This is a genomic window from Amycolatopsis kentuckyensis (genome assembly GCF_002155975.1).
GTDB classification, from domain to species: Bacteria; Actinomycetota; Actinomycetes; order Mycobacteriales; family Pseudonocardiaceae; genus Amycolatopsis; species Amycolatopsis kentuckyensis.
In genome coordinates this window covers 1-23,418 of record NZ_MUMI01000066.1, presented here as the reverse complement: position 1 = coordinate 23,418, position 23,418 = coordinate 1, and the positions used below count along the sequence as shown (strand labels likewise).

The 23,418-nt window shown below is 72.1% G+C and carries 21 protein-coding genes and 1 pseudogene; 12 read left to right on the top strand and 10 right to left on the bottom strand.

All coding sequences use genetic code 11. From position 1 onward, the window contains the following. Positions 1 to 38 precede the first annotated feature (38 nt). Positions 39 to 851, bottom strand: coding sequence for a CPBP family intramembrane glutamic endopeptidase (locus CCN39_RS06930; protein WP_086839494.1), 813 nt, complete (start codon positions 849 to 851; stop codon positions 39 to 41). Between the two features lie 22 nt (positions 852 to 873). Here CCN39_RS06930 and CCN39_RS06925 point away from each other — a divergent pair, with 22 nt between their 5' ends. Continuing rightward, complete coding sequence (locus CCN39_RS06925; RefSeq protein ID WP_003076947.1) at positions 874 to 1,335, top strand: PPOX class F420-dependent oxidoreductase; 462 nt, start codon at positions 874 to 876, stop codon at positions 1,333 to 1,335. On the opposite strand, the gene CCN39_RS06920 is transcribed toward CCN39_RS06925, so the two are convergent. Next, complete coding sequence (locus tag CCN39_RS06920; RefSeq protein ID WP_086839492.1) at positions 1,327 to 2,121, bottom strand: DUF2470 domain-containing protein; 795 nt, start codon at positions 2,119 to 2,121, stop codon at positions 1,327 to 1,329. The genes CCN39_RS06925 and CCN39_RS06920 overlap by 9 nt on opposite strands. Positions 2,122 to 2,272: 151 nt before the next feature. Here CCN39_RS06920 and CCN39_RS06915 point away from each other — a divergent pair, with 151 nt between their 5' ends. Beyond that, a complete protein-coding gene (locus CCN39_RS06915; protein WP_086839489.1) occupies positions 2,273 to 3,301 on the top strand; it encodes a hypothetical protein in 1,029 nt (342 codons plus the stop codon). Here the strand turns inward: CCN39_RS06915 and CCN39_RS06910 are convergent. Further along, a complete protein-coding gene (locus tag CCN39_RS06910) occupies positions 3,268 to 4,506 on the bottom strand; it encodes an MFS transporter (RefSeq protein WP_086839510.1) in 1,239 nt (412 codons plus the stop codon). The genes CCN39_RS06915 and CCN39_RS06910 overlap by 34 nt on opposite strands. A 151-nt stretch (positions 4,507 to 4,657) precedes the next feature. On the opposite strand from CCN39_RS06910, the gene CCN39_RS52555 reads away from it, so the two are divergent. Beyond that, a complete protein-coding gene (locus tag CCN39_RS52555) occupies positions 4,658 to 5,005 on the top strand; it encodes a type 2 periplasmic-binding domain-containing protein (RefSeq protein WP_279629560.1) in 348 nt (115 codons plus the stop codon). On the opposite strand, the gene CCN39_RS06900 is transcribed toward CCN39_RS52555, so the two are convergent. The 3 genes from CCN39_RS06900 to CCN39_RS06890 all read right to left on the bottom strand — a co-directional run bounded on the left by CCN39_RS06900 (position 5,002) and on the right by CCN39_RS06890 (position 9,218). Beyond that, positions 5,002 to 5,739 carry a hypothetical protein gene (locus CCN39_RS06900; protein ID WP_086839487.1) on the bottom strand — a complete coding sequence of 246 codons (738 nt, stop codon included), beginning with the start codon at positions 5,737 to 5,739 and terminating at the stop codon, positions 5,002 to 5,004. The two genes, CCN39_RS52555 and CCN39_RS06900, sit on opposite strands and share 4 nt — an antisense overlap. A gap of 1 nt (position 5,740) precedes the next feature. Continuing rightward, complete coding sequence (locus CCN39_RS06895; protein ID WP_086839485.1) at positions 5,741 to 7,549, bottom strand: substrate-binding and vWA domain-containing protein; 1,809 nt, start codon at positions 7,547 to 7,549, stop codon at positions 5,741 to 5,743. Positions 7,550 to 7,700: 151 nt separating this feature from the next. Continuing rightward, positions 7,701 to 9,218, bottom strand: a complete 1,518-nt coding sequence (locus CCN39_RS06890) for an nSTAND1 domain-containing NTPase (protein ID WP_086839483.1) — start codon at positions 9,216 to 9,218, stop codon at positions 7,701 to 7,703. A gap of 268 nt (positions 9,219 to 9,486) precedes the next feature. Between CCN39_RS06890 and CCN39_RS06885 the strand changes: the two genes are divergently transcribed. After that, positions 9,487 to 9,852, top strand: coding sequence for a hypothetical protein (locus tag CCN39_RS06885; protein WP_086839481.1), 366 nt, complete (start codon positions 9,487 to 9,489; stop codon positions 9,850 to 9,852). 52 nt (positions 9,853 to 9,904) lie between these two features. Here CCN39_RS06885 and CCN39_RS06880 read toward each other — a convergent pair whose 3' ends face one another. Beyond that, positions 9,905 to 11,077 (bottom strand): homogentisate 1,2-dioxygenase, encoded by a 1,173-nt coding sequence (locus tag CCN39_RS06880; protein WP_086839479.1) that lies wholly within the window; start codon positions 11,075 to 11,077, stop codon positions 9,905 to 9,907. A gap of 85 nt (positions 11,078 to 11,162) precedes the next feature. Between CCN39_RS06880 and CCN39_RS06875 the strand changes: the two genes are divergently transcribed. Beyond that, complete coding sequence (locus CCN39_RS06875; RefSeq protein ID WP_279629561.1) at positions 11,163 to 12,017, top strand: hypothetical protein; 855 nt, start codon at positions 11,163 to 11,165, stop codon at positions 12,015 to 12,017. Then, positions 12,014 to 12,655 (top strand): IclR family transcriptional regulator, encoded by a 642-nt coding sequence (locus CCN39_RS06870; protein WP_086839476.1) that lies wholly within the window; start codon positions 12,014 to 12,016, stop codon positions 12,653 to 12,655. Before CCN39_RS06875 ends, CCN39_RS06870 begins: the two co-directional genes overlap by 4 nt. Here the strand turns inward: CCN39_RS06870 and CCN39_RS06865 are convergent. Then, positions 12,652 to 13,302 (bottom strand): DUF998 domain-containing protein, encoded by a 651-nt coding sequence (locus tag CCN39_RS06865; protein WP_086839474.1) that lies wholly within the window; start codon positions 13,300 to 13,302, stop codon positions 12,652 to 12,654. The genes CCN39_RS06870 and CCN39_RS06865 overlap by 4 nt on opposite strands. 56 nt (positions 13,303 to 13,358) lie before the next feature. Beyond that, positions 13,359 to 13,946: a TMEM165/GDT1 family protein gene (locus CCN39_RS06860; protein WP_086839472.1), complete on the bottom strand. Its 588-nt coding sequence runs from the start codon at positions 13,944 to 13,946 to the stop codon at positions 13,359 to 13,361. 187 nt (positions 13,947 to 14,133) lie between these two features. Here CCN39_RS06860 and CCN39_RS06855 point away from each other — a divergent pair, with 187 nt between their 5' ends. From CCN39_RS06855 to CCN39_RS06830, 6 genes and pseudogenes are all read left to right on the top strand, one after another. Then, on the top strand, positions 14,134 to 15,093 hold the full coding sequence (locus CCN39_RS06855) for a S41 family peptidase (RefSeq protein WP_086839470.1): 960 nt from the start codon (positions 14,134 to 14,136) through the stop codon (positions 15,091 to 15,093). A gap of 71 nt (positions 15,094 to 15,164) precedes the next feature. Further along, complete coding sequence (locus CCN39_RS06850) at positions 15,165 to 16,640, top strand: cytochrome ubiquinol oxidase subunit I (RefSeq protein WP_086839468.1); 1,476 nt, start codon at positions 15,165 to 15,167, stop codon at positions 16,638 to 16,640. A gap of 114 nt (positions 16,641 to 16,754) precedes the next feature. Continuing rightward, positions 16,755 to 17,762 (top strand): cytochrome d ubiquinol oxidase subunit II, encoded by a 1,008-nt coding sequence (cydB, locus tag CCN39_RS06845; RefSeq protein WP_086839466.1) that lies wholly within the window; start codon positions 16,755 to 16,757, stop codon positions 17,760 to 17,762. 86 nt (positions 17,763 to 17,848) lie between these two features. After that, entirely contained in the window at positions 17,849 to 21,022 is a 3,174-nt protein-coding gene (cydD, locus tag CCN39_RS06840; RefSeq protein WP_086839464.1) for a thiol reductant ABC exporter subunit CydD, read from the top strand. 59 nt (positions 21,023 to 21,081) lie between these two features. Then, positions 21,082 to 21,271: pseudogene (locus tag CCN39_RS06835) on the top strand (GAF domain-containing sensor histidine kinase); the annotation flags it as partial. 179 nt (positions 21,272 to 21,450) lie between these two features. After that, entirely contained in the window at positions 21,451 to 22,653 is a 1,203-nt protein-coding gene (locus CCN39_RS06830; protein WP_434781088.1) for a GAF domain-containing sensor histidine kinase, read from the top strand. 192 nt (positions 22,654 to 22,845) lie between these two features. On the opposite strand, the gene CCN39_RS06825 is transcribed toward CCN39_RS06830, so the two are convergent. After that, on the bottom strand, positions 22,846 to 23,418 hold a 573-nt coding region (locus CCN39_RS06825), incomplete at its 5' end, for a LuxR C-terminal-related transcriptional regulator (protein ID WP_086839462.1).

Sequence of the window (23,418 nt, the reverse complement as noted above, 5' to 3'; positions counted from 1 at the left end):
GGGAGGTGCCGTTTCGTCGATCACCCCCCCGAGCTTAGTCAGGGCAGCCAGGAAACGTGCCCCTTGAGCAGCGAATACCCGACGAACGACACGAAGTCGAAGAGGGTGTGCGCGGCGACCAGCGGCCACAGCCGGTTGGTCTTCTGCCACAGCCGTCCGAACACGAGACCCATGACGAAGTTCCCGACGAATCCGCCGAACCCCTGGTACAGGTGGTACGAGCCGCGCAGCACGGCCGCGCCGAACACGGCGGTGTTCTCCCGGACGCCGAGCTGGCGCAGCCGGGTCAGCAGGTAGCCGATGACCAGGACTTCCTCGGCGAAGGCGTTGCCGAACGCCGAGAGCGTCAGCGAGATCGGCCGCCACCACGTATCGCCCAAAGTGGACGGTTGCACGGCCAGGCTGAACCCGAGGTGGTACGAGATGAAGTACAGCGCCAGGCCGGGGATCCCGATCAGGGCGGCGAGCACTACGGTCAGCAGCGCGTCCCGGCCCGGGGACCGCCGGTCCAGGCCGATCTGCGCGACCTTGACGCCCGCGCGCCACAGCAGGTAGAGCCCGAGCGCGCCCCAGCCGACCAGCTGCGCCGCCGACAGCAGCTGCTTGAGCAGGTCGATCAGGCTCGCCGCGGCCTGCGGCACGTTCAGCTGGGTCTGCTGCTGGGCCAGCGGCACCGGCTGCAGCAGCGAGTCCACAAGGGACAGCAGGCTGCGCACCCCGGACATGCCCAGCGTGATCCCGAAGACGATCAGCAGTTCGAGCTTGATCGCGCGGCGCTCGGCCGGGTCCTCGATCGTCCCGGGGAACTCGGGGCGGGCCGGGGCCAGCCACGATCGCGCGGTGAACGTCATGGACGCACGCTACCTTCGGGGTATGCCGAGGAGCATCGCCACCAACGAAACCGTCGACCGCGCCGCGCTGGTCGAGTTCCTGTCGACCCGCCACCGCGCGATCCTGCTGACCACGAAGGCCGACGGCGGCCCGCAGCTTTCGCCGGTCACCTGCGGCGTCGACGCCGAGGGCAGGCTGGTCGTCTCGACCTACCCGAAGCGCGCGAAGGTCGTGAACGTCAAGCGCAACCCGAAGGTTTCGGCCTGCATCCTGTCCGACGAGTGGAACGACCAGTGGGTGCAGCTGAACGGCACCGCCGAGGTGCTGGACATCCCGGATTCGGTCGAGCCGCTCGTCGAGTACTTCCGCGCCATTTCCGGCGAACACCCGGACTGGGACGAATACCGCGAAGCCATGGTCAAGCAGGGCAAGAGCATCATCCGCGTGACGATCGAGAGCTGGGGGCCGATCGCGAAGGGCGGCTTCCCCGCCGAACTAGCCTGACCGCCCGCGCAGGAACGGGCAGCCGACCAGCCGGCGCAGCTCCGACGCGAGCTGCGCCGGGCTGTCGACGGACCTCGAGAACGCCAGCCGCACGTCGTGGTCGCCGGTGTCGGACTCGACGCGCAGCCGCAGCCCGAACCGGTCGAGCCCGAGCGGGCGGATCCGGCCGCCGCGCAGCGCCGCCGGCAGGTGCTTCGCCAGCTGCTCGACGACGTCGGAGTGGTCGCTCTCCAGGTGCCGCAGCCATTGGGCCTCGTAGTCGTGGAACGGGTCGGGCGGCGCCGCGCTGAACATGTGCGGGCGCAGCGAGTGCGTGCCCTCGGCGTCGGCCAGCACGAGCGACGCCGGGGTGAGCCGCAGCAGCGTGACGCCGTGGCCGACGTCGAGGAGCCGTTCGTCCGGCCGGGCCTCGGCGATCGCCACCGCTCGCGCGCGGGCCGAAACCGGCGAGAGCGGCCGCAGCCAGCCGGTGATCCACAGCAGCCCGCGGATCGGTTCCCGCAGGTCGACCGGGGCCTGGTCGGCGAGCTCGGCCATCACGGCCAGCTCCCCGCGCTGGGTCTGCTTCGCCGCGCGGACCATCGGGTGGTCGTCGGGCAGCAGCACGCTGACGCTGCCGCTGTGGTGCACGTGGTGCAGGAGCGGCACGACGCGCCGGCCGTCGAGGTCCGTGCGGTCGCAGGTGGGGAGCAACGACGCGGGGCCGTTGCGGGTCGCGATCGTCTTGGCGCGCTCGGCGGGGTTCGGTGCCGGCGGGCGGCGGACGGATGTGGGGGCCTCGGTCACGGCTCACCTCCTACTTAGGTGAGCCTAACCTGAATCCTCCGGTCTGGGTAGTCGTGGCGATCACGTCCCACCCGCTGATCGGTACATCCGGTAACGCCGGTGCCCACTTTGCCGAAAAGGGGGTGACAACCCGAGCCCCTGGGGGTTCCGCGTGCCGATCGTCCCGGTCCCCGAGCGCGTCCGCGCTTTCGAACTCGACTCCGCCATGCCGTCCGGGGCGCTCCCGATCTTCGGCGAGTACCTCGACCGCCTCGGCCGCGACACCGTGAACCAGCGGCTGGTGGCCGGGTTCTTCGTGGTGTTCGGGTTCGCCCAGTTCTTCGCCGGTGCCGGGGTGGCGCTGCCGGTCGGCACGTTCGCGCTGGCCGCCGCGATCGAGGCCTGGTGGCTCTACCGCGCGCACGCACACGTGCCCGAGACGCGGCTGAAGCGGGAGGCGTTCCGGCAGGTGGACATCACCGCCGACGGCCTGGTCGCGGCCGGCCGGACGGTCGGCGTGCGCCTGCCGGACGGCCGGTGGCTGCGCGTCCGGCTCGACGAAGCGCACCGGTTGCTGGTCGCCGGGCACCGGCGGGTCTGGCTGCTGGGCCGGGGCCCGAAGGTGTTCGTCGGCTTCTCCGGCGTGGTGCGGGTCCGCCGCGCCGGAATCCACCGGACGCCGCCGCCGGGTGCGGTGCCGGTGCCGGAACCGGCCGGGTCCGGTTCGCCGAGGCTCGACCCCGTGCTGGCCGCGCACCGCCGCCAGCTGGCCAGCGACCTGCGGGTGACGGCGGCGTTCCTGCTGGTGCTGGCCGGGTTCGCGGCCTGGGTCGCGCTCGACTTCCCGGTCGTGGGGTGGCTCGCGTGGACGTTCGGCGCCGGCGCGCTGCTGGGCGCCCTCGCCGCCGCCGTGCGGGCGATCGCCTACCGCAGGCCCCTCCCGGCGGACCACTGGACGGAGCTGCGCGCGGTCCTCGACGGCCCGGTCCGCATGAGCCGCCACGGCGCGGCGAGGCTGAGCGGCCTGACCATGCTGGCCGACGGCCGCGTGGTCCCGTTCCGCCTCCCGAAGGCGGACCCGTCGATGGCGGCGAACATCGCGGCGACGGGCCGCCTGTGGATCGCGGGGGCACCCCGCCCGGGCGCGGCCAAGACGGGCCTGCCGGGCTACCCGGTGCTGGGCACCGTCTGGCTCGGCTGAGCGGGCGTCCGGTCGCCGCGGGGCAGCAGTAGCGGCGTAGCCAGCACGAGGACCCCGGCGATCCCGATCGCCCAGCGCGGGCCGGTGAGACCCGCCAGCACGCCCCAGACCGCGGTCAGCGTGGCGATCGCCGCCTTGGTGCTGACCGACCACGCCGAGATCGTCCGCGCGATGCGGTCCGCCGGGAGCTGCTCGAGCCGGTAGGTCGCGAGCACCGGGTTGAAGACGCTGCAGCTGACGATCAGGCCGAGCTCGACGACCATGACGTACACCAGCCCACCGGTACCCGCCGGGACGAAGGCCAGGGCCGGCAACCAGCACGCCCTGACCGCGCCGGCCGTCACCAGGACCCGGTGCCGCCCGAACTTCCCGACGAGCCGCGGGGTCAGCCGCGAGCCGGCCAGCCCGCCGAGGCACGGGACGGCGAACGCGAGCCCGTACTGCCACGGGGCGAACCCGAGGTGGTTCAGCATCAGCACGGCGAGCAGCGGCTCGGTGCCCATCACCAGGCCGTTGAACACCATGGCGTTGAAGAGCAGCGGCCGCAGTCCCCGGTGCGCCAGCAGGAACCGCCACCCGTCGGCGAGATCGCGCGGGCGCAGGCGGGTGGCGGTGCGCGGGTGCGGCTCGCCGCCGCCGATCGCCCGGATCCCGAGCGCGGAGAGCAGGAAGCTGACGGCGTTGGCGACCACCGACGTCACCGGCCCGAACAGCGCGAACGCCGCCCCGCCGAGCGGCGGGCCGAGGGCGGTGGCGGTCCAGTTCGTGGACTCGAACCGGCCGTTCGCGACGAGCAGGTCTTCGGCTGGCACGAGGCCCTTGAGGAAGGCGCCGCTCGCGGAGGTGAAGGTGATGTCCGCCGCGGCGACGACCACCGAGACGGCCAGCAGCTGGACGAAGCCCAGCACCCCGAGGGCGTAGGCGGCCGGCACGCTGATCAGCGCGGCGAACCGGACGAGGTCCATCCCGATCATCACCGGCCGCTTCCGGCGGTGGTCGACCCACGGGCCCAGCGGCACGGCCACGAGCGCCCCGACGGCCGGCCCGACCGCGGCCAGCGCCGAGACGGCCGTGGGCCCGGCGTGCAACACGAGGATCGCCAGCATCGGGAAGGCCCCGAAGCCGAGCCACGTCCCGAACGCGCTCACGGCGTAAGCCGACCAGAGCCACCTGAACCGCGGCCCCAGCGACCGCCCGCGCATCACGCTGGAGATCAAAGCCGGGAACGGCCGCGCGCGGCAACCGACATACCGTGGCGCCACCGATTGTCCACATCTGGCGCCGGGTGTGGACAACTTCGCTTGCGGGGCCGACTTTTCGGCCGGTTGTCGCGCCCCGCCGATAGAATGGACTTGGATGCCCGGTGTGGTCCTCGGCACCGAGTGGGGCGCGTACTACGCCGAGTTCGCGGCCGCGTTCGGCCTGTCGATCGACGCGGCCGGGCCGAACTTCGGCACCGAGGTGGTGCTCGACACGGTCGCGGAGTCGACGGAGGTGGCGACCCTGGTCGGCGCGGGAAGCCGGGTGCGGTGGCCTCCCGAGCACGACCTGCGGCGCGTGCCGGTCGAAGGGCCCGTGCCGGTGTACCCGCATTCGCTGGTGTGGCGCCGGGGCAACGCGCACCCCGGGCTCGCGGCGCTTCGACGTCACCTCGCGAAGAGCGAGCGCGCTGCCGGGGCGTGGCGGCCGAGCTGGGCGGACTAACCCAGCGACTTCCGCGTCGCCTGCTCGGTCTCGAGGACGCCCTGCCGGATGCCCTCGAGCTGGTCGCTCAGCTCGCGGACCGCGCCGGTGTCCACGGTGATGTCCGACGTCGCCGCCGTCAGCTCCGCGACCCGGGCCACCAGGCTGTCCAGGCCGAGCGCGCCGGACTGCAGCTGGGCCAGCAGCTTGTCCCGGGCGCCGGACAGGCGGGCGTGCACGTCCGCCTGGGCCTGGACCGCCGTCAGCGCCTGCTCGAGGTCACCGCGCACCTCCGCACGAGCCGTGCGCAACTCGCGCTGCAGCCGACGCCGTTCGTGCGCGACGGCGTCCGGGTCGACCCGGGCCAGCGCCTGGCCGGTCGCCGACGCGCGGCCGGCCAGGCGCTGCAGCGTCGACAGCGTCTCCCGGACCACCGGCTCCATGTCCGCGACGCGCTCGGCGAGCGGACCGGACGCGAGCGAGCCGCTCAGCGAGGCGAAGCCGTCCGCCGCGGCCGACGCCCGGTGCAGCCAGTTCTCCTCGGCCGATCCGGGCGCGACGTCCAGCACCCGTGCTTCCCGCGGCGGTGGCTCCTTCTCGCGGGTTGCCACGGCCACACCCGCCCGCGCGGCGAGCACCGCCACCCCGACCCCGATGGCGGCGACGACCGGCAGCTGCACGGCCCACGCCATGCCGGCCGACGTGGCGGCGAGCAGCAGCCCCCACGGTTCGGCGAGCTCACGGGCGAACTTCATGTCAGAAATTGGAAATCACGGAGGTGAACACCTGGTTGATCGAGTCCGGTTTGGACGAATCGTACTCCGAACCCGCGGTCGCCTCGGCGATCTGCTTCAGCACGTCCTGGTCGGCGTCCGAGCCGTAGGCGATCGTGAACAGCCGGACCGACTCCGCGTTGCCCTCCGGCCGCAGCTGCGGGACCAGGTGCTCGAGGTCGATGCCGCCGGAGTCCTCGTTGCGGCCGTCGGTCAGCACCACGACCGCGTTGATCGCCGCCGGGTCCAGGTGGGCCTTCAGGTACTCGTACGCGGCCAGCGACGAGTCGTACAGCCCCGTCCCGGACTGGGGGGTCAGTCCGCTCAGCCGCATGGCGAGGGTCTCCTTGCCGCCGGTGCCGAGCGCCTGCACCGGGAGCAGCTCCTGGTAGTCCTTGTCGCCGTCGAGGTGGGTCGAGAACTGCCAGAGCCCGACCTGGTCCCGCGGCACGAACTGGCCGAGCGAGTCGATCGCGGCCTGCTTCGCCAGGTCGATCTTGCTCTTGCCGGTGCCCTTCACCTCGTCGCCCATCGAGCCCGAGACGTCCACGACGAGCAGCACGTTCGCCTTCTTGCGCAGGTCGGTCCAGGAGGCCAGCAGCTTCGACAGCACCGACGGCGAGGGCGGCCGCAGGAAGCTGATCTTCGCGTCCGGCCGGACGCCGTTGGCGGGCGTCGCCTGCGGGCCCGGCTTGCCCTCGAACGACCGGAAGCCGAGCGCGGCGAACTTCGCCTGCGTCTCGTCGAGGCGCAGGTAGCCGAGGAAGTCCGCGGCGATCTGCTTGCGCACCGGGTCCGCCCAGTTCAGCGTGACGAACGGGTGGTCGGAGTTCAGCGTCCCGTCACCCGGGTAGATCGCCACCAGCGGCACCTTCGGCGGCCCGTGCTGCCCGACCTTGGCCGGGTCGTTCGTCGGGTTGCCCTGGTTGTAGCCGATCAGCGAGTTCTCCTCGACGGTGACCGCCGAGATGTACGACAGCGCCGCGCCCTTGTCGTCGGCCTTCTGCAGGTTGGTCAGGAAGGTGAGCGTGGTGTCGCCGTAGTGCACGATCGCCTGCTCGATGTTCGTGACGAACTGCTTCGCGTCCGGCTTCTCGAGCGCGGCCGCGGTGAGGTCGGACGACGTGCCGGTGGCGGCGTAGTAGGCGCCGATCGTCGCGTTCAGCCCGGACGTCGAGATGTTCGGGTTCGTCTTGCCCAGCCGGAACTTGCCCCACTCCGGGTGGCCGTACTTGGCCCAGCCGGCCGGGTCGGTGGCCAGCCCGGCGAGGTCCTTCCAGCCGATCGCCTTGCCGGGCCAGCCGAGCGCCTCGGCCATCGGCTTCGGCATCGCGACGACCAGCGGCGCGTTCGCGACCGACGGCGGGTCGCCGTCCGGCACGAGCGAGCCCGTGTCGCCCTTCGCGTTGACGCGCAGCAGGTTGACCCAGCCGCTCGCGGCCGGCGTCCAGACGTCCGGGCGCGGCCCGTCGGTGGCTTCGTTCCAGCCGTTCGCCAGCGCCTGCATCGCGATGCCGGACGACTTCGACTTCACGACGACGTCGACGCAGTGCCCGGCGACCGTCCGTCCGGAGTAGGCCTTCGCGGCCTCCTGGACGATGCCGACCTTCTCCGGGGACGAGGCGACGGTGAGCGCGATCGCGTCCGCTCCTGAGCACTTCGGCGCGTCGGCCTCGTCGCTAGGACCGCTGGTCCAGTACCGGATTCCGATGATCAGGGCGATGGCGACCACGATCGCGGCCAGGAACGGGAGAAATTTTCTCCGGCGCCGCACTGGCTGGGAATTGATCATCGAATCCTCCCCGTCTCCGCGTCTGTGGTCATTATCCGGCGGTGGACGGGTGGCCGGAGGTGCGTTGCCGAACCGTTGCCCCCGGAATCCGGCCCGGGCGCACCCCGCTGACGGCAAAAATGCCGTCAGCGGCTTTGTTTTGGGTCGGCAATCAAATACTCGTCGAAACCCTCGAAGCACCGTCGCGTCGGCGGTGATGAATCGCTGTTGCCGTGGAAACGGCGGCGAGCAATGCGGTCAGCGCGGTCGCGACGGAAAGCCGCCGGCGCCGCCGGTCCGCCGATTCTCCGGCGGCCCGCAGGGCGACGCTCGCCTGGAGGAACCGGTGCTCCGAAGTGTTCAGCCGGGCGCCGCCCCGCTTCGCCCACTTCAGTGCTTCGTCGAGTTGGCGGCCCCGGTAAAGAACGGCGGGCTCCCGGTCCGACGTTTCCCACAACGCGGTCGCCTCGGTGAGCCGCCGGTGGACGCGCAGGGCGTCCCGGTCCGCGGCCAGCCAGCCCCGCAGCCGGGGCCACCCGTCGATCAGCGCGTCGTGCGCGAGTTCCAGACCCGCCTGACCGGCGGTGACCAGCCGGGACCGGACGAACCGCGCCACCACCGGCGTCGGGTCGAGTTCGGCGTGCGGCACGTGGCGCCGCGTGTCGGGGGTGCCGTCGCCGAAGCCGACCAGGCGCAGGAACAGGCTCCTGGCCTCGGCCTGCTCCGGCGGAGCGAGCCGGCCGTAGACCGCCTCGGCCGCGCCGGCCAGCGCCGCGGTGATGCCGCCGGCGGCCTCGTACGCGGCGAGCGTGAGCGTGACGCCCTGGCTCGCCTGCCAGGTCCGGCGCAGGGCCTCTGTGGCGAACGGCAGCGCGGCCGGTTGGCGCGCGACCTCGGCCATCAGGGTCGCGACCAGCGCGTTCTCCAGGCCGCGGCCGGCGTCGGCGGCGGGCCGGACGAGCGCGGCGCGGACCTGGCCGGCGGTCAGCGGCTCCAGCGGGATCAGCGCGTTCCGCATCACCTCGGCCAGCGCGGGGTGCCGCGCGCAGGCGTCCGCGTGGTCCGCGCGCAGGCCGAGGACCACCCGCACCGGGGCCTGCGCCGCCCGCAGCAACGCGGCGAAGAACCACGCCCGCTCGTCCGCCTCGGCGGTGAAGACCTCCTCGAACTGGTCGACGACCAGCAGGAACTCGGCCTCCGGCGGCACCGCCTGCCGGATCCGCAGGTGCAGGTGCCCCGGGTCGGCGGCGAGTTCGCCGCGCAGCCGGACCGCCGGCGTCCCGGTGAGCGCCGCCAGCCGCGCCGCGCACTCCTCCAGGGGACGCCGTCCCGGCCGCAGGAACACCACCGGCCGGCGGGCCCGGTGGACGAGGCCCGCGCGCAGCACCGACGTCACGCCGCTGCCGGACGGGCCCGAGACGACCAGGAACCGCGCCTCGGCCAGCCGGCCGCGCAGCAGGTCGACGACGTCCTCCCGGCCGAAGAACCGGCCGGCGTCCCCGGCGCCGAACGCGGCCAGGCCCGGGTACGGCGGCTCGGAGCCGGGGGTGGCCCGCCTCCGCCGGCTCAATTCCGCCGCGACTTCGTGCCACCGTTTGTCCCACTCGGCGACGGGCCCGTCGCAGGCGCGCACATAAGCCAAGGCGACCGCGCGCGTCGGCAGTTTCCGGCCGCCGGCGGCGTCGGACAATGTCCCCGCCGAGTAATGCGCTCGTTTTCCCAGTTGCCGATATGGCGGCCGGCCCGCCTTCTCCCGCAATCTCCGCAAATCCCCGGCGAACTGTGACAAAACCTCGTCGTCCGTATCGAGCGGGCGTTCCCCACGCGGCATTACGCCACCCCCCTTGGCGTGATCCATTGTTCGGAGGTTGTCGTTCGCTGTCCACCGAACCAGACAAAACAACCCCAACGCACTAGACCGGGATGTGGTCGATGCAAGACGACACACTGGAGGGACGATGAACACCACGAAGATGAAGCGGGCGGGGGCCGCGACGCTCGGCGCCGCCGCGCTGGCCGGAGCCTTCGCGCTGGCCGGGGCCTCGTCGGCCGCGGCCGACGAGGTGCCCAAGGGCGTGACCCACCACGCGATCGGGTCGGGCGCCGCGCTGACCGACCACGTCCAGACGTGGGTGACCACCCACTACGACAGCGACGACTGGCGGGCCAACGTCCGGGTCGACTACGGCCGCAGCGGCGCCTGGACGGTGTGCTCGGACGGCACCGAGAAGCACGGCCCGCTGCAGGGTCCGGGGTACTGGATCTTCGCCGGCAACTGCTACGGCAACGGCACGATCACCACCTACGGCTGGTACGACGGCTGATCCGCGCGTGACCGGGACGGGCCCTTCCCCGCGGGGAAGGGCCCGTTCCTCGTCAGCTCTTCGGACCGCGGCGCGACCACGTCCAGGCGTACCCGGGGTCTTCGGACGCGTCGGCCGCTTCGCCGAGCTCCAGCGGCGCGAACGTGTCGACCATGACCGCGGTCTCGTCGAAGAACTCCGCGCCGATCGACGCCTCCGCCGCGCCCGGCTGCGGGCCGTGCGTGAAGCCGGACGGGTGCAGCGAGAGCGAGCCGATACCGATCCCCGAGCCCTTGCGGGCCTCGTAGTTGCCGCGCACGTAGAACATCAGCTCGTCGGAGTCGACGTTCGCGTGGTTGTACGGCACCGGGATCGCGCCCTCGTGGTAGTCGACCTTCCGCGGGCAGAAGGAGCAGACGACGAAGTTCGGGCCCTCGAACGTCTGGTGCACGGGCGGCGGCTGGTGCACGCGGCCGGTGATCGGCTCGAAGTCGTCGATGTTGAACACCCACGGGTAGAGGCAGCCGTCCCAGCCGACGACGTCGAAGGGGTGCGTCGCGTAGGTGTAGCGGGTCAGCCCGGCGCGGTGCCGCACGAGCACCTCGACGTCTTCGCCGTCTTCCAGCAGTGGTTCGGCCGGCCCGCGGATGTCCCGCTCGCAGTACGGCGAGTGCTCCAGGAACTGCCCCTTGGCGGACAGGTAGCGCTTCGGCGGCCCGATGTGGCCACGCGCCTCCAAGGTGAAGAGGGTGACCTCGCCGTGCGGGACGACCCGGTAGGTGCACGACGTCGGGATCACGACGTAGTCGCCGTCACCGACCTCGAGGCGGCCGTAGATGGTCTCGAAGGTCGCCGAGCCGCCGTGGACGTAGAACAGCTCGTCGCCGGCCGCGTTGCGGTACAGCGGGCTGGTCGCGGTCGCCGTGACGAACCCGATGGTGACGTCGTTGTTGCCGAACAGCCGTCGCCGGTCGGTCACCGCGTCGGCCTCGCCGCCGAACTTGAGGTCCCGGGTCTGGAAGGCCCGCGGCTTGAGCGGGTGGTTCGGGGTGAGCGACCCGCGGTCCTCCTCGACCGCGACGGCGTCGACGATCGCCGTCGGCAGGCCGCGGTGGTAGAGCAGCGCGGAGTCGGCGGAGAAGCCCTCGACGCCCATCAGCTCCTCGGCGTAGAGCCCGCCGTCCGGCTTCCGGAACGCGGTGTGCCGCTTGTGCGGGATCTCGCCTACTCGCCGGTAGTAAGGCATCGACGTCCCCTTCTGACGTGTCCGTTGTGCGAACGATTTTGTCCTGATGTCGTACGCTACTAGCGTGTCAGTCGTGTCAAGCGCTGTGGAACTCACGCCCCCCGGCCCCCGTGGAATTCCTCCCCTGTTCGCGAGGCTCGTCGACGACTCGGCGCTGTTCCCTCCGGTCGGTGCGGCCATGCCCGAAGCGCTGCGCGCGCACTTCGCCAGCCGGGCCTCCGAACACGCCGGTGTACTGGGGGTTTTCCTCTGCCAGGCGTCGCGGCTGCCCGAGCTCATCACCGAGCTGATCAAGATCAAGCCGAAGCAGCCGCTGCCGCTTTCGCTGATCATCGACACCGGTCTCGGCGGCGTCCCGAAGGCCATCTCGATCGTCGAGTCGCGCAGTGAGCTGCTCGCGCTGCGGATGGTCGAGATGCCCGCGCCGTCGGACGTCGACGAGGTGTGGCTCGAGCGCGTCTCGGAGTTCGTCCCCGAGGACGTCATTCGGGTGGTCGAGCCGCGGCGCGGCGTCGGCTGGCTCGACGGCGTGCGCAAGGTGATCGAACACGGCAGCTGGCCGAAGATCCGCTGCGGCGGTCAGGCCGGCGAGAACTTCCCCAGCGTCGACGAGGTGGCCGACTTCCTCGCCGTCGTCAGCGGGTCCGCCGGGGCGTCGTTCAAGGCGACGAACAGCCTGCACCGCGCGGTCCGGCACACCGACCCGGACTCCGGGTTCGTGCACCACGGCTTCCTGAACCTCCTCGTGGCCTCGGCGCGCAGCCTGGCCGGCGGTGACGTCCGGGGGGCGCTGGAGTCGACCGATGCCCAGGCGCTGGCCGACGAGGCCCGTGCGCTGTCCGAGCCGGCGGCGAAGGCCGTGCGGGCGCTCTTCGCGTCCTACGCGGCGGCGTCGTTCGAGGAGCCGGTCGCCGACCTGGGCGAACTCGGCTTGCTGTGACCAGCCGGGAGGGGTCGCTGACGCTCGACCGGGGCTTGGCGCTGCTGCAGGCAGTCGCCGACGCCGGAGGCGACGCGGCGACCATCTCCGAGCTGGCGGTGGCCATCGGGGCCAGCCGCGCGGCCGTCTACCGGCTGCTCGTGCCGCTGTCCGAGCGCGGGCTGGTCTGGCGCGACGGCACGAAGGTCCGGCTCGGCGTCGGGCTGCTCCGGCTGGCCGGGCAGGTGCTGCCGCAGCTGCGGGACGCGGCCGGCCCGGTGCTGCGCGAGCTGGCCGAGAAGGTCGGCGCGACCGCGCACCTCTCGGTCGCGCAGGGGACGCAAGCGCTTGCGGTGGCCGTCGTCGAGCCGTCGTGGACCAACTTCCACGTCGCCTACCGTGTGGGCAGCCGGCACTCGCTGACCGCCGGCGCGGCCGGCAAGGCGATGTCGCTGCGCCCGGGTGGCGACGGCTGGGTGACGTCGACGGGCGAGCTCGAGGCGGGCGCGTCCGGTGTCGCGGCGCCGGTGCGTGGCGTGCCGGGGTTGCGGGCGAGCGTCGGCGTCGTCTCGATGGAGCCGCTGAAGGCGGCCGAAGTGGGTCCACAGGTCGTCGCGGCCGCCACCCGGCTGGCCGACATCCTGAAGACGGACGGCTAGCGCAGCGGGCGGACCATCGTCAGCAGCAGGGCGACGTCGACGGTGAACAGCAGCCGCTCGAAGAGGCCCAGCGTGACGTCCTGCTGGGCCGGGCCCAGCACGAGCGTCAGGACGAAGCCGCCGAGCACCACGCCGACGCTGGCGAAGCTCGCCGTGGCCAGCCGCCGGATCGTCGTCCGGCGTGGCTCCCAGGGGCAGCGCTCGCGGCCCTTCTTCGTCAGCACGAACGCGGCCGCGGGCAGCGCGACGAACGCCGTCAGGGCGGCGATGTTGTGGACCTGCCCGGCGAGCGACCGCGCCTGGCCGTCCGGGTCGACGGGCACCAGGCCGCACACCAGCAGCCCGGCCGACCAGACGCCGAGCAGCACGCACACGGCGGTGGTGCCCGGGCGGTGGGCCTTCGCGATCCCGGCGAGCAGGGCGACCGAGCCGAGCGAGAGGGCCAGGCACATCACGCTGAACAGGGGAGCGGCCGAGGACGAGCCGAGCTTGCCGTAGACGTACTCCGAGAGCGTCTGCCAGATCGGGCTGACCTGGCCGGACAGCCGCAGGTGCAGGTCGATCGAGGTGGCCACGGCGAGGCCGATGCCGCCGAGCGCGATCCGGCCGTGCAGCGGCGAGACCGCGGGTGTCTTCGGCGAGTTCACCTGGTGCTCTCCCTTTCGTTTCCGAAAGGTTACCGGGTGAACCTGTGAGGGATCGGTCAGAAAGCGAGCTGGAGCAGGGCGAACGCCGCGAACCCGGCGAACGCGAACCCGGCGCAGCGCTGGATCAGCTTCGGCCGGATCCGGCTGCGGAGCTTCGCGCCGATGAACACGGCGAGCCCGGCGACCACCACGAGCGCGGTGAAGGCACCGACGCCGACGGCGAAGGGGTTGCCGATGCGGGCGGCGAGGCTCGCCGTCGCGAGCTGGGAGGCGTCACCCCACTCGGCGGCGAAGAGCACGCCGAACGACGTCATCGCGGAGCGCGTGAAGGACAGCGGCGAGGGCCCGGTCCGCGAAGCGTCTTCGCCTGCTTCGTCGGCTTCGCTGAAGCCCTCGCGAAGGAGCATGAAAGAGCCGAGGCCGAACATCGCGGCGACGACCAGGGAAAGGACGACATCCGGTAACAGCGTCAACACGCTGCCGAACGCGACCGCTATGACGCATTGCACGGCGAACGCGGCGCACACCCCGGCGAAAACCGGCCAGCCGCGGAAACGGGTGGTCAGCACCAGGGTCGCGACGAGCGTCTTGTCCGGCAGTTCCACGGCGAGGACCAGGCCGAACGCGCTGATCAGCGCCACCATAGCGGCAGTCATGAGTATTTGTTCGCCCCTTTCACTGCAACGATAAAGGGGAGCTCAGGAAAGCCGCAAGCTGATGGCTCGCGCGAAATTGCCTGATCGGCGGCCATGAATTTGACATCCCGGGGTGGCACACAATTTTTTTCGGCGTGCCGAATTTTCGGTTGTGGCCTGCGGTAGGTTCACCGGCATGGGGTCACAGGCGCGTGCTGCGCAGGTAGAAGAAGTCATCCGCCGGTTGGACGCGCACTACGTCTTCCCGGACGTCGCCGCGAAGCTCGGGAAGGTGCTTCGCGCGCGTCTCGACGAAGGCGCATACGCAGACCTCGACGACGCGGATTTCGCGACGGCCGTCACAGCGGACCTCCAGTCGGTGAACGACGACCAGCACCTGCGGCTGCGTCACCACGCCGACCCGGTGGCCGAGGACGGCGACGCGGAGTACGCCTCGGAGGACTTCCGCCGCACGGCCGAGCTGGAGAACTTCGGGATCGCGTCGGTGCGGCGGCTGCCGGGCAACGTGGGCTACCTCGACACGACCATGCTCTACCCCCTCGACCTCGCGGCCGCGGCCGTCTCGGCGGCGATGACGCTGGTCGCGCCGGCCGACGCGCTGCTGATCGACGTCCGGCACAACCGCGGTGGCGCCCCGGAGACCAGCGCGTTCCTGCAGAGCTACCTCGTCGACGAGCGGACGCACTACCTCGACATCTACGAGCGCGACGGTGACCGCGTCACCCAGATGTGGACGCTGCCGTACGTCCCGGGCCCGAAGTTCGGCGGGACCAAGCCGATCTGGGTGCTCACCGGCCCGGCGACGTTCTCCGGCGGCGAAGACCTGGCCTTCTCGCTGCAGCGGCAGGAGCGCGCGAAGACCGTCGGCGAGGCGACGCGCGGCGGTGCCCACCCGCGTGAGCAGTTCAAAGTGGACACCTACCTGGACGTGACGGTCTCGATCGCCCGCTCCTACGACCCGAAGTCGGGGGAGAACTGGGAGGGCATCGGCGTGCCGCCGAACATCCCGGTCGCCGCGGACAAGGCCTTCGACACCGCGTACGCGCTGGCGCTGCGGCACGTCCTCGAGCTCGGCGACGCGGGCCCGCGCCGGGCCGTGGCGGACGAGGCGCGGAAGGCGCTCGACCGGCTGTAGGACGTTGGTCCCGCCGGGAACGGGACCAGTTGATCTGGCCGGGTCACCGGGCCCGGAGCAGGCTGGACCACGTGGAGGTCCTTGAGCTAGCGCGGTGGCAGTTCGGCATCACCACCGTCTACCACTTCCTGATGGTCCCGCTGACCATCGGGCTGTCGATCCTGGTCGCGGCGATGCAGACCCGCTGGGTCCGCACCGGCGAGCTGCGGCACCTGAAGATGACGAAGTTCTGGGGCAAGCTGCTGCTGGTCAACTTCGCCATGGGCGTCGTGACCGGGATCGTGCAGGAGTTCCAGTTCGGGATGAACTGGAGCGCGTACTCCCGCTTCGTCGGCGACGTCTTCGGCGCGCCGCTGGCGATGGAAGGGCTCGTCGCCTTCTTCGTCGAGTCGACGTTCCTCGGCCTGTGGATCTTCGGCTGGGACCGGCTGCCGAAGAAGGTCCACCTGGCCTGCGCGTGGGCGTTTTCGCTGGCCACGATGGCGTCGGCGTACTTCATCCTGGCCGCGAACTCGTGGATGCAGCACCCGGTGGGCGTGACGTTCGAGAACGGCAAGCCGACCATGAACTCGATCTGGGCGGTGCTGACGAACAACACGGCGCTGGCCGCGATCCCGCACACGCTGGCCGGCGCGTTCTCGGTGGCGGCGGCGTTCCTGGTGGGTGTCGCGGGCTGGCACCTGTGGCGGCGCGGGGACCACGCCGAGGTGTGGCGCTCGTCGCTGCGCCTGGGTGGCTGGGTCGGCGTCGCGGCGTTCGCGGTCCTCGCGATCACCGGTGACACGCAGGGCAAGCTGATGTTCGAGCAGCAGCCGATGAAGATGGCGTCGGCGGAAGCGCTGTGCCACACCGAAAAGCCGGCCAGCTTCTCGATCATCGCGATCGGTGACGTCTCGGGCGCGAACTGCGAGGACGTGAAGACGTTCAACGTGCCCGCGCTGTTGTCGTTCCTGGCGCACAACGACTTCTCGACCGAGGTCAAGGGCGTGGAGAACCTGGTGACGGAGTACCAGGCCAAGTACGGCACGAACTACCCGGACGACCCGGCGCTGGGCTCGCTGGCGGGCAAGCCGATCGACTACGTGCCCAACCTCCCGGTGACGTACTGGGGCTTCCGGATGATGATCGGCTTCGGCGCGGTCTCGGCGGGCATCGGCGTCCTGGCCCTCTGGCTGACCCGCCGCGACCGCATCCCGGGCGGCCGCTGGTTCCCCTGGCTGGTCCTCGGCGGCATCGCGACACCGTTCCTCGGCAACAGCGCCGGCTGGATCTTCACCGAGATGGGTCGTCAGCCGTTCGTGGTGGTCCCGAACCCCACCGGTGTCGACGGCGTGTGGATGTTCACCGCCCAGGCGGTGTCGAGGCTGACGACGGGCGAAGTCTGGACGTCCCTGATCGCCCTGACCACGGTGTACGCGGCCCTCGGCGTGGTGGAGGTGTTCCTGATGCGCAAGTACGTCCGCGGCGGCATCGAAGCGGTGATGCCCCCGGCAAAGCCGACGGACTCCGACAAACCGGGCGAGGACACCCTCGCCTTCGCCTACTGAGGTGTTGACGATGAGTGCCGATGTGACCACTCTCGCGAGTTACCCACAGCAGATCTGTGGACAACTCGGCCTGCTGTGGATAACTCAGGGCTACCGACCGGCCGGAGGCGTCCGATGACCCTCGAAATCGTCTGGTTCGCCGTCATCGCCTTCTTCTGGCTCGGCTACCTCTTTCTCGAAGGCTTCGACTTCGGCGTCGGCATGCTGCTGCCCGTCCTCGCCGAGGACAACACCGAGCGGCGCGTCATGGTCAACACCATCGGGCCGGTCTGGGACGGCAACGAGGTCTGGCTCATCGTCGCCGGCGGGGCCATGTTCGCCGCCTTCCCCGCCTGGTACGCCGGGCTGTTCTCGGCCGCCTACCTGCCGCTCCTGCTCGTGCTGCTCGCCCTCATCGGCCGCGGCGTCGCCTTCGAGTACCGCGGCAAGGTCGACTCCGACCGCTGGCGCCGCAACTGGGACCGCGTCATCATGATCGGCTCGTGGATCCCGCCGCTGGGCGTCGGCCTCATCCTCGCCACCACCGTCCTCGGCCTGCCCCTCGACGCCGACGGCAACCGCGCCGGCTCCGCGTTCGCCGCGGTCCGCTGGGACACCCTGCTCGGCGCGGTCGCCATCGCCGCCTTCTCGATCACCCACGGCGCCGCGTTCCTCGCCCTCAAGACCAGTGGTGACCTGCGGGAACGCGCGAAGAACCTGGCGATCAGGCTGCTCCCGGTCGCCATGGTGCCGATCGTCGCGTTCCTCTCGGTCGTCCAGTGGCGCGCCGGCACGTTGTGGACACTGCTCTCGTTCGGGATCAGTGCTCTCGCCGCGGTCGTCGCCTGGCTGCGACTGCGCGCCGACCGCGACGGGCAGGCGTTCGCCGCCCTCGGCGTGGTCATCGCCGGAGCCGCCGTCACGATGTTCGGCGCGCTGTTCCCGAACGTCCTGCCCTCGACGCTCGACGTCGCCAACACCCTGACCATCGAGGGCGCGGCGTCGAGCCCGTACACGCTGACCGTGATCACCTGGGTCGCCGCCTTCGGCGCCCCGGCGGTGCTGCTCTACCAGGGCTGGACGTACTGGGTGTTCCGCAAGCGCATCGGCACCCAGCACATCCCGGCGGTCCACGCACCATGACGAGGCAGTTTTCCGGGGGTTCCGGGCGGAGCCCCCGGTCGTCCCAGCTTCCCGGGCGCGCAACCCTTCTCGCCTCGGAGTCCACAGTGGACTCAGCGCGGCCGGGAAAGGGCCCGCTCGGCGCACTGCCGGCCCTCGTGCCGTCCGTGCGCCGGGCGCTGGCCCTGGTGGGCTTCCTGTCCTTCCTCAACGCCGCCGCGCTGGTGGCACAGGCATTCCTGCTCGCCGACGTCCTCGCGGCGATCGTCGGAGCAGGTTCCGGGGGACGCACCGCCCAGCTGGCCGCGCTGCTCGCGCTCGTCGCGACGCGCGCGCTGACCGGCTGGGCGGTGCGCACGGTCTCCGCCCGCGCCGCCGCCACCGCGCACCGCGAGCTGCGCGCCAAGGCCGTCGACCACGCGCTGCGCCTGGGTCCCGAGTGGATCGCCCGGCGCGGCCACGGCGAACTGACCGCGCTCACCACCCGCGGCCTCGACGCGCTCGACGCCTACTTCCGCGAATACCTCCCCGCTTTGGTGACGGCGGCCGTCGTGCCCCTCGGCGCCGGCGCGGCGATCCTGTTCGCCGACTGGCCGTCCGGCGTGATCGTCGCGCTGACCGTGCCGCTGCTGCCGGTGTTCGCCATCCTCGTCGGCAAGTACACCGCCGACCGCGTCGCCGGCGCGACCGACGCGACGCACCGGATGTCCGAGCGGCTCCTGGAACTCGTGCGCGTGCTGCCGGTGCTGACCGCGTTCCGCCGCGCCACGGCGCAGGCCGAGACCGTCCGGCGGCTGTCCGAACGCCACCGCCGCGCGACGCTCAAGACGTTGAAGGTCGCCTTCTCCTCGGCGTTCGTGCTCGAACTGGTCGCGACGCTCTCGGTGGCGCTCGTCGCGGTCGTGATCGGCGTCCGGCTCGCCGGCGGCAACCTGCCGCTCGCCATCGGGCTCGGCGTGCTGATCCTCGCGCCGGAGTGCTACCAGCCGCTGCGCGCGGTCGGCGCGGCCTTCCACGCCAGCGAAGACGGCGTCGAAGCGGTCCGGCGCGTCGCCGACCTGCTGGCTCTTCCGGTGCCGCCTTCGGGGACCGCGATCCCGGCGCGGGGCGACGTGCGGGTGGCGTCCCTCCGGGTGGCGCGACGCGGCGGGTTCGCCCCGGACGGCGAGTCGTTCGCGGTCCGCCCCGGCGAGACGGTCTGGCTCCGCGCCCCGAGCGGCGGCGGCAAGTCGACGACGCTCTCGGCCCTGCTCGGCTTCGTCCCGGCGCACGACGGTGCCATCACGATCGGCTCGACCGACCTCGCCGATACCGACCTCGCGCGCTGGCGCGAACAGGTCGCGTGGGTGCCGCAGTCGCCGGTGTTCACCGGCGGCACGGTCCGGGAGGAAGCCGGGGCCTCGGACGCACTGCTCGCCGAACTCGGCCTGGCCGGACTGGCCGACCGGCCGGTTTCCCAGCTGTCACTGGGCCAGCGGCAGCGCGTCGCCGTCGCCCGGGCGTTGTACCGGGTGCGGCACGGCGCCTGGTTGCTCCTGCTCGACGAGCCGACGGCGCACCTCGACGAAGCCAGCGCGCGCCTGGTGCTCGACGCGGTGCAGCGCGCCGTCGACAACGGCGCGGCGGCGATCATCGCGGCCCACGAGCGCACCGCGGCGGTCGACCTGCCGACCGAAGGGCATGCCGTCACGGAGGCGTCCACAGTGGACTCTTCGGCCGCGCCGCTGGGGTGGCGCGCGCTCCTCGACGGCCGCCTCTTCGGTGGCGCGGCGCTGGGCGCGCTGGCGCTGCTGGCCGGCGTGGCGCTGACGGCGACGTCGGGCTGGCTCATCGCCAAGGCGTCCCAACAGCCGCCGATCCTGACGTTGACGGTCGCGGTCGTCGGCGTCCGCGCGTTCGGCCTCGGCCGCGCGGGGCTGCGGTACGTCGAACGGCTGGTCACGCACGACGCCGCGTTCCGCATCGCCGGCCGCGTCCGCGTGCGGCTGTGGAATTCACTGGTCCGCCTCGGGCCGGCGCGCAGCCTGCGCACGGGCGAGGGGCAACGCCGGCTGGTCGCCGACGTCGACACCGTGCGCGACCTCCTGCCGCGCGTGGTGTCGCCGCCGCTGGTGGTGGCCCTGGTCGCGGCCGGCGCGATCGCAGTGCAGACGTGGGTGCTGCCGGCAGCGGGCTTGACGCTCGCGGCGGCGGTGGCACTCGGGTTGTGCGCCCCGTGGGTCGCCTTGCGCGCGGAGCGCCGGGCGACATCCGCACTGGCGACCGGCCGACGCGAGGTGGCCACCAGAGTTTTGGTGATCTTCGAGGCCGCGGCCGAGCTGCTCGCGTTCGGCACAGCGGGGAACCACCGCCGCGCTCTCACGGACGCCGACACGCGTCTGGTGACGCAAGCGCGTCGCCAGGCTTTCGGCGCGGGCGCGGCGGAAGCACTGGTCACCTTGGCCTGCGGTGCGGCGGCGGTCATCAGCACGGCGTTCGCCGCGACGTCGGTCGCGGGCGGACGGCTCGACCCGGTCCTGGCGCCACTGCTGGCCTTGGTGCCGCTTGCGATGGCGGAGGTCCTGGCGCTGCTCCCGCCGGTGGCGCAGCACTGGGACACGCTGCAGCGCGCGCGTCGCCGCCTCGCCGACGTGCCGGAAGCGCCCGTGCTCGCGGCGACGGGAGCGGCCGTCTCGTTGCGGGGAGCGGACCTCGGCTGGCCGGGCGGCCCGGTGATCCTGCACGACGTCGACATCGACCTGGCGCCGGGAACGTACGCGGCGGTGGTCGGCCCGAGCGGGGCGGGCAAGTCGACGCTCGTCGCCGCGTTGCTGGGGTTCCTGGTGCCGCGCCGTGGCGTGGTCGCTGTCCCGGAGGGCGTGGCGTGGGCCCCGCAGGAGCCGATGCTCGCCGCGACGACGATCGCCGAGAACCTCCGCCTGGCCCGCCCGACGGCGACCGAGGAGGAGCTGCGCGCGGTGTTGGCAGGAGCGGCGCTGACCGACGTCTCGCCGGAGACGGTGCTCGGCAGCGGAGGCACCGGACTGTCCGGCGGCCAGGCCCAGCGGGTGGCGCTGGCGCGGGCCCTGCTCGGGGCGCCGTCGGCGGGGCTGGTGCTGCTGGACGAGCCGACCGCGCACCTCGACGAGGAGACGGCCCGGGGTGTCCGGGCACACCTGCGGGAAGCATTGGCGGGCCGGACGGTGGTGCACGTGACCCACCTGGCCGAGGAAGCGGCCGACGCGGACGTGGTCCTCGAGGTCCGCGACGGCCGGGTCGTGACCCGGGTGCCGGTGCCGTGATCGATTTCCGCGGTGTCCTTGCCGCACCGTCGCCGCGCCGCGCGATAATGACGGAACTCATGGATCCGACGCTTGCCGCGCGGGCACTGTCCGCGGCCACAGAGATCACGAGCACCGCCCTGTCCGGCGACGACCCGGGAGCGGTGCTGGACACGGTCGTGGCAAGAGCGGCCGAACTGGCCGACGCCGACCTGGGCCTGGCCATGGTGAGCACGGAGGACGGCCGGGTGGTGGTCGAGGCCGCCCACCACGCCACGGCCCACCCGGCAGGCACCCCGAGCACCACCGGCCGAGGGCCGGGGACCGACGCGCGCCAGCCATCCGGCAACCCGCGGTCGGGGACCGCGGCCGGCCAGCGGCCTGCAGCGCACGGTGACCCAAGCGCGGTCGGCTCCACCGCGACGGTGGGCGATGCGCGCCTTGGAGACCTGGCCCAGCCATCCGGTGACCCGCGGTCGGGGACCGCGGCCGGCCAGCGGCCTGCAGCGCACGGCGACCCGAGCGCGACGCCGCCTGCAGCGCAGGGTGACCCGAGTGCGGTCGGTTCCACCGCGACGGTGGGCGATGCGGGCCCTGGAGACCCGGCCCAGCCGGTCGGCGCCACCTCGGCGGCGGGCGATGCTCGCCCCAGCGGCTCCAACCCGCCGTCCGGCAGCCCGGAGACCGGGGAACTCCCCGGCACAGCCACCGCTGGCGAGTCCTTGCGTGGCCTGGCTCTTCCCGCCGACTCTGCGGCCGGGCAGGTGGCTCGTGGCGGCGAACCCGTCTCCAGCGAAGACTTCACCGTCGATCCGCGTACCGCGCCCTACGTGCCCGCCGAACTCCATGGCTACGGGCCTTTCGCCGCCGCGCCGTTCGGGTCCGGGGGGCGGGTTCTCGGATCTCTCACCGTCTACCGGAAACGTGGCCGGGAGCCCTTCTCCGCCGGGACCGTCGAGATGCTCGTCGCCTTTGCCGCTCAGGCCGGGGTTGTCCTCGCGCTCGCCGAAGGCGCCAACGCGCGCCATCGCGTTGCCCTCTACGAAGAGCGGGAGCGCATTGCCCGCGAGCTTCACGACGTCATCGTCCAGCGGCTCTACGGGGCCGGGATGCAGCTGGACCGCGTCCGGCGCAACATGCGCAAGCGGTTCGCCCAAGCCGACGGGGCTCGGCTGTCCGATGCCATCGACCAGCTCGACCAGACCATCGAAGAGATCCGGGGCACCGTGCGCGCGCTGCGGTCACCGGAGCCTCGCCACGACACCGGCACGCCCACCGACCTCGCCGAGTCGGCGCGCGGCGAGGTCCGCATCGCCGGCGAGCTGCTCGGCTACCCGCCGACCCTGGAGCTGTCCGGGGAGTTCGCCGACATCCCCGCCGAACGCGCCGATCACATCCGGGCCGCGCTGCGGGAAGCACTGTCCAATGTGGTCCGGCATTCCGGCGCCAGCGAAACCCGCGTGACGCTCACCAGGGACTCCGGCGGCGTGAAGCTCCGCGTCCGGGACAACGGTTCCGGTGTTCCCCAAGGCGTTGCCACTCGTGGCCTACGCCATCTCGCCGAACGCGCGGACGCCGCGGGCGGGAAGTTCTTCCTGAACTCCTCACCCAGCCTCGGCACCCTCGTCGCGTTCGACCTGCCGCTCGACTGACTCATCCTTCTCGGGTCATCCAGCCTCCCTTCCACGCCCTCGTCGTTGATCTTACCGGCCCATCGAACATATATTCGACTCACGTTCGAGTGAATCTGGCCGGGGAACGCCCTGATCGACATGGCTGACCGTGACGAGACGCGGAAAAGGTCGCAGCGAACGGCGGATTGCGGACGCGGCAGCCGCGGACGGTTACTTCTCGCGCCGCGCGATCCAGGCGGCCGCCTGCGTCCGGCGCTGCATGCCGAGCTTCGCCAGCACCGACGTGACGTAGTTCTTCACCGTCTTCTCCGCGAGGAACAACCGTTCGGCGATCTCGCGGTTCGACAGGCCCTGGCCGATCAGCTCGAGCACGTCGCGTTCGCGCTCGGTGAGCGTCGCCAGCTCGTCCGTCGGCGGGTGCCGCATCTTGTCGAGCACGCGCGCGGTGCTCACCGGGTCCAGCAGCGACCGCCCGGCCGCCACCTCGCGGACCGCGTTCACGACGTCCTGCCCGCGCACCTGCTTCAGCAGGTAACCCGCCGCGCCGGCCATGATCGCGCCGACCATCGCCTCTTCGTCGTCGAACGCGGTGAGCATCAGGCAGGCCGGCGGGTTCGGCTTCGAGCGCAGTTCGCGGCAGAGCGTGATGCCGTCGCCGTCGCCGAGGCGGACGTCGACCACCGCGACCTCCGGCTCGACGTGCATCGCCACCGCCAGTGCCTCTTCGACGCTGCTCGCCTCGGCGACGACCTCGATGTCGGGCTCGTCGCCGAGGAGGTCGCG

Coding starts and splice junctions, on each gene's coding strand:
- CCN39_RS06930 (WP_086839494.1), bottom strand. CDS start 851: ATGACGTTCACCGCGCGATCGTGGCTGGCCCCGGCCCGCCCCGAGTTC.
- CCN39_RS06925 (WP_003076947.1), top strand. CDS start 874: ATGCCGAGGAGCATCGCCACCAACGAAACCGTCGACCGCGCCGCGCTG.
- CCN39_RS52555 (WP_279629560.1), top strand. CDS start 4,658: ATGCCCGGTGTGGTCCTCGGCACCGAGTGGGGCGCGTACTACGCCGAG.
- CCN39_RS06900 (WP_086839487.1), bottom strand. CDS start 5,739: ATGAAGTTCGCCCGTGAGCTCGCCGAACCGTGGGGGCTGCTGCTCGCC.
- CCN39_RS06895 (WP_086839485.1), bottom strand. CDS start 7,549: ATGATCAATTCCCAGCCAGTGCGGCGCCGGAGAAAATTTCTCCCGTTC.
- CCN39_RS06885 (WP_086839481.1), top strand. CDS start 9,487: ATGAACACCACGAAGATGAAGCGGGCGGGGGCCGCGACGCTCGGCGCC.
- CCN39_RS06880 (WP_086839479.1), bottom strand. CDS start 11,077: ATGCCTTACTACCGGCGAGTAGGCGAGATCCCGCACAAGCGGCACACC.
- CCN39_RS06860 (WP_086839472.1), bottom strand. CDS start 13,946: ATGGTGGCGCTGATCAGCGCGTTCGGCCTGGTCCTCGCCGTGGAACTG.
- CCN39_RS06855 (WP_086839470.1), top strand. CDS start 14,134: ATGGGGTCACAGGCGCGTGCTGCGCAGGTAGAAGAAGTCATCCGCCGG.
- cydB (WP_086839466.1), top strand. CDS start 16,755: ATGACCCTCGAAATCGTCTGGTTCGCCGTCATCGCCTTCTTCTGGCTC.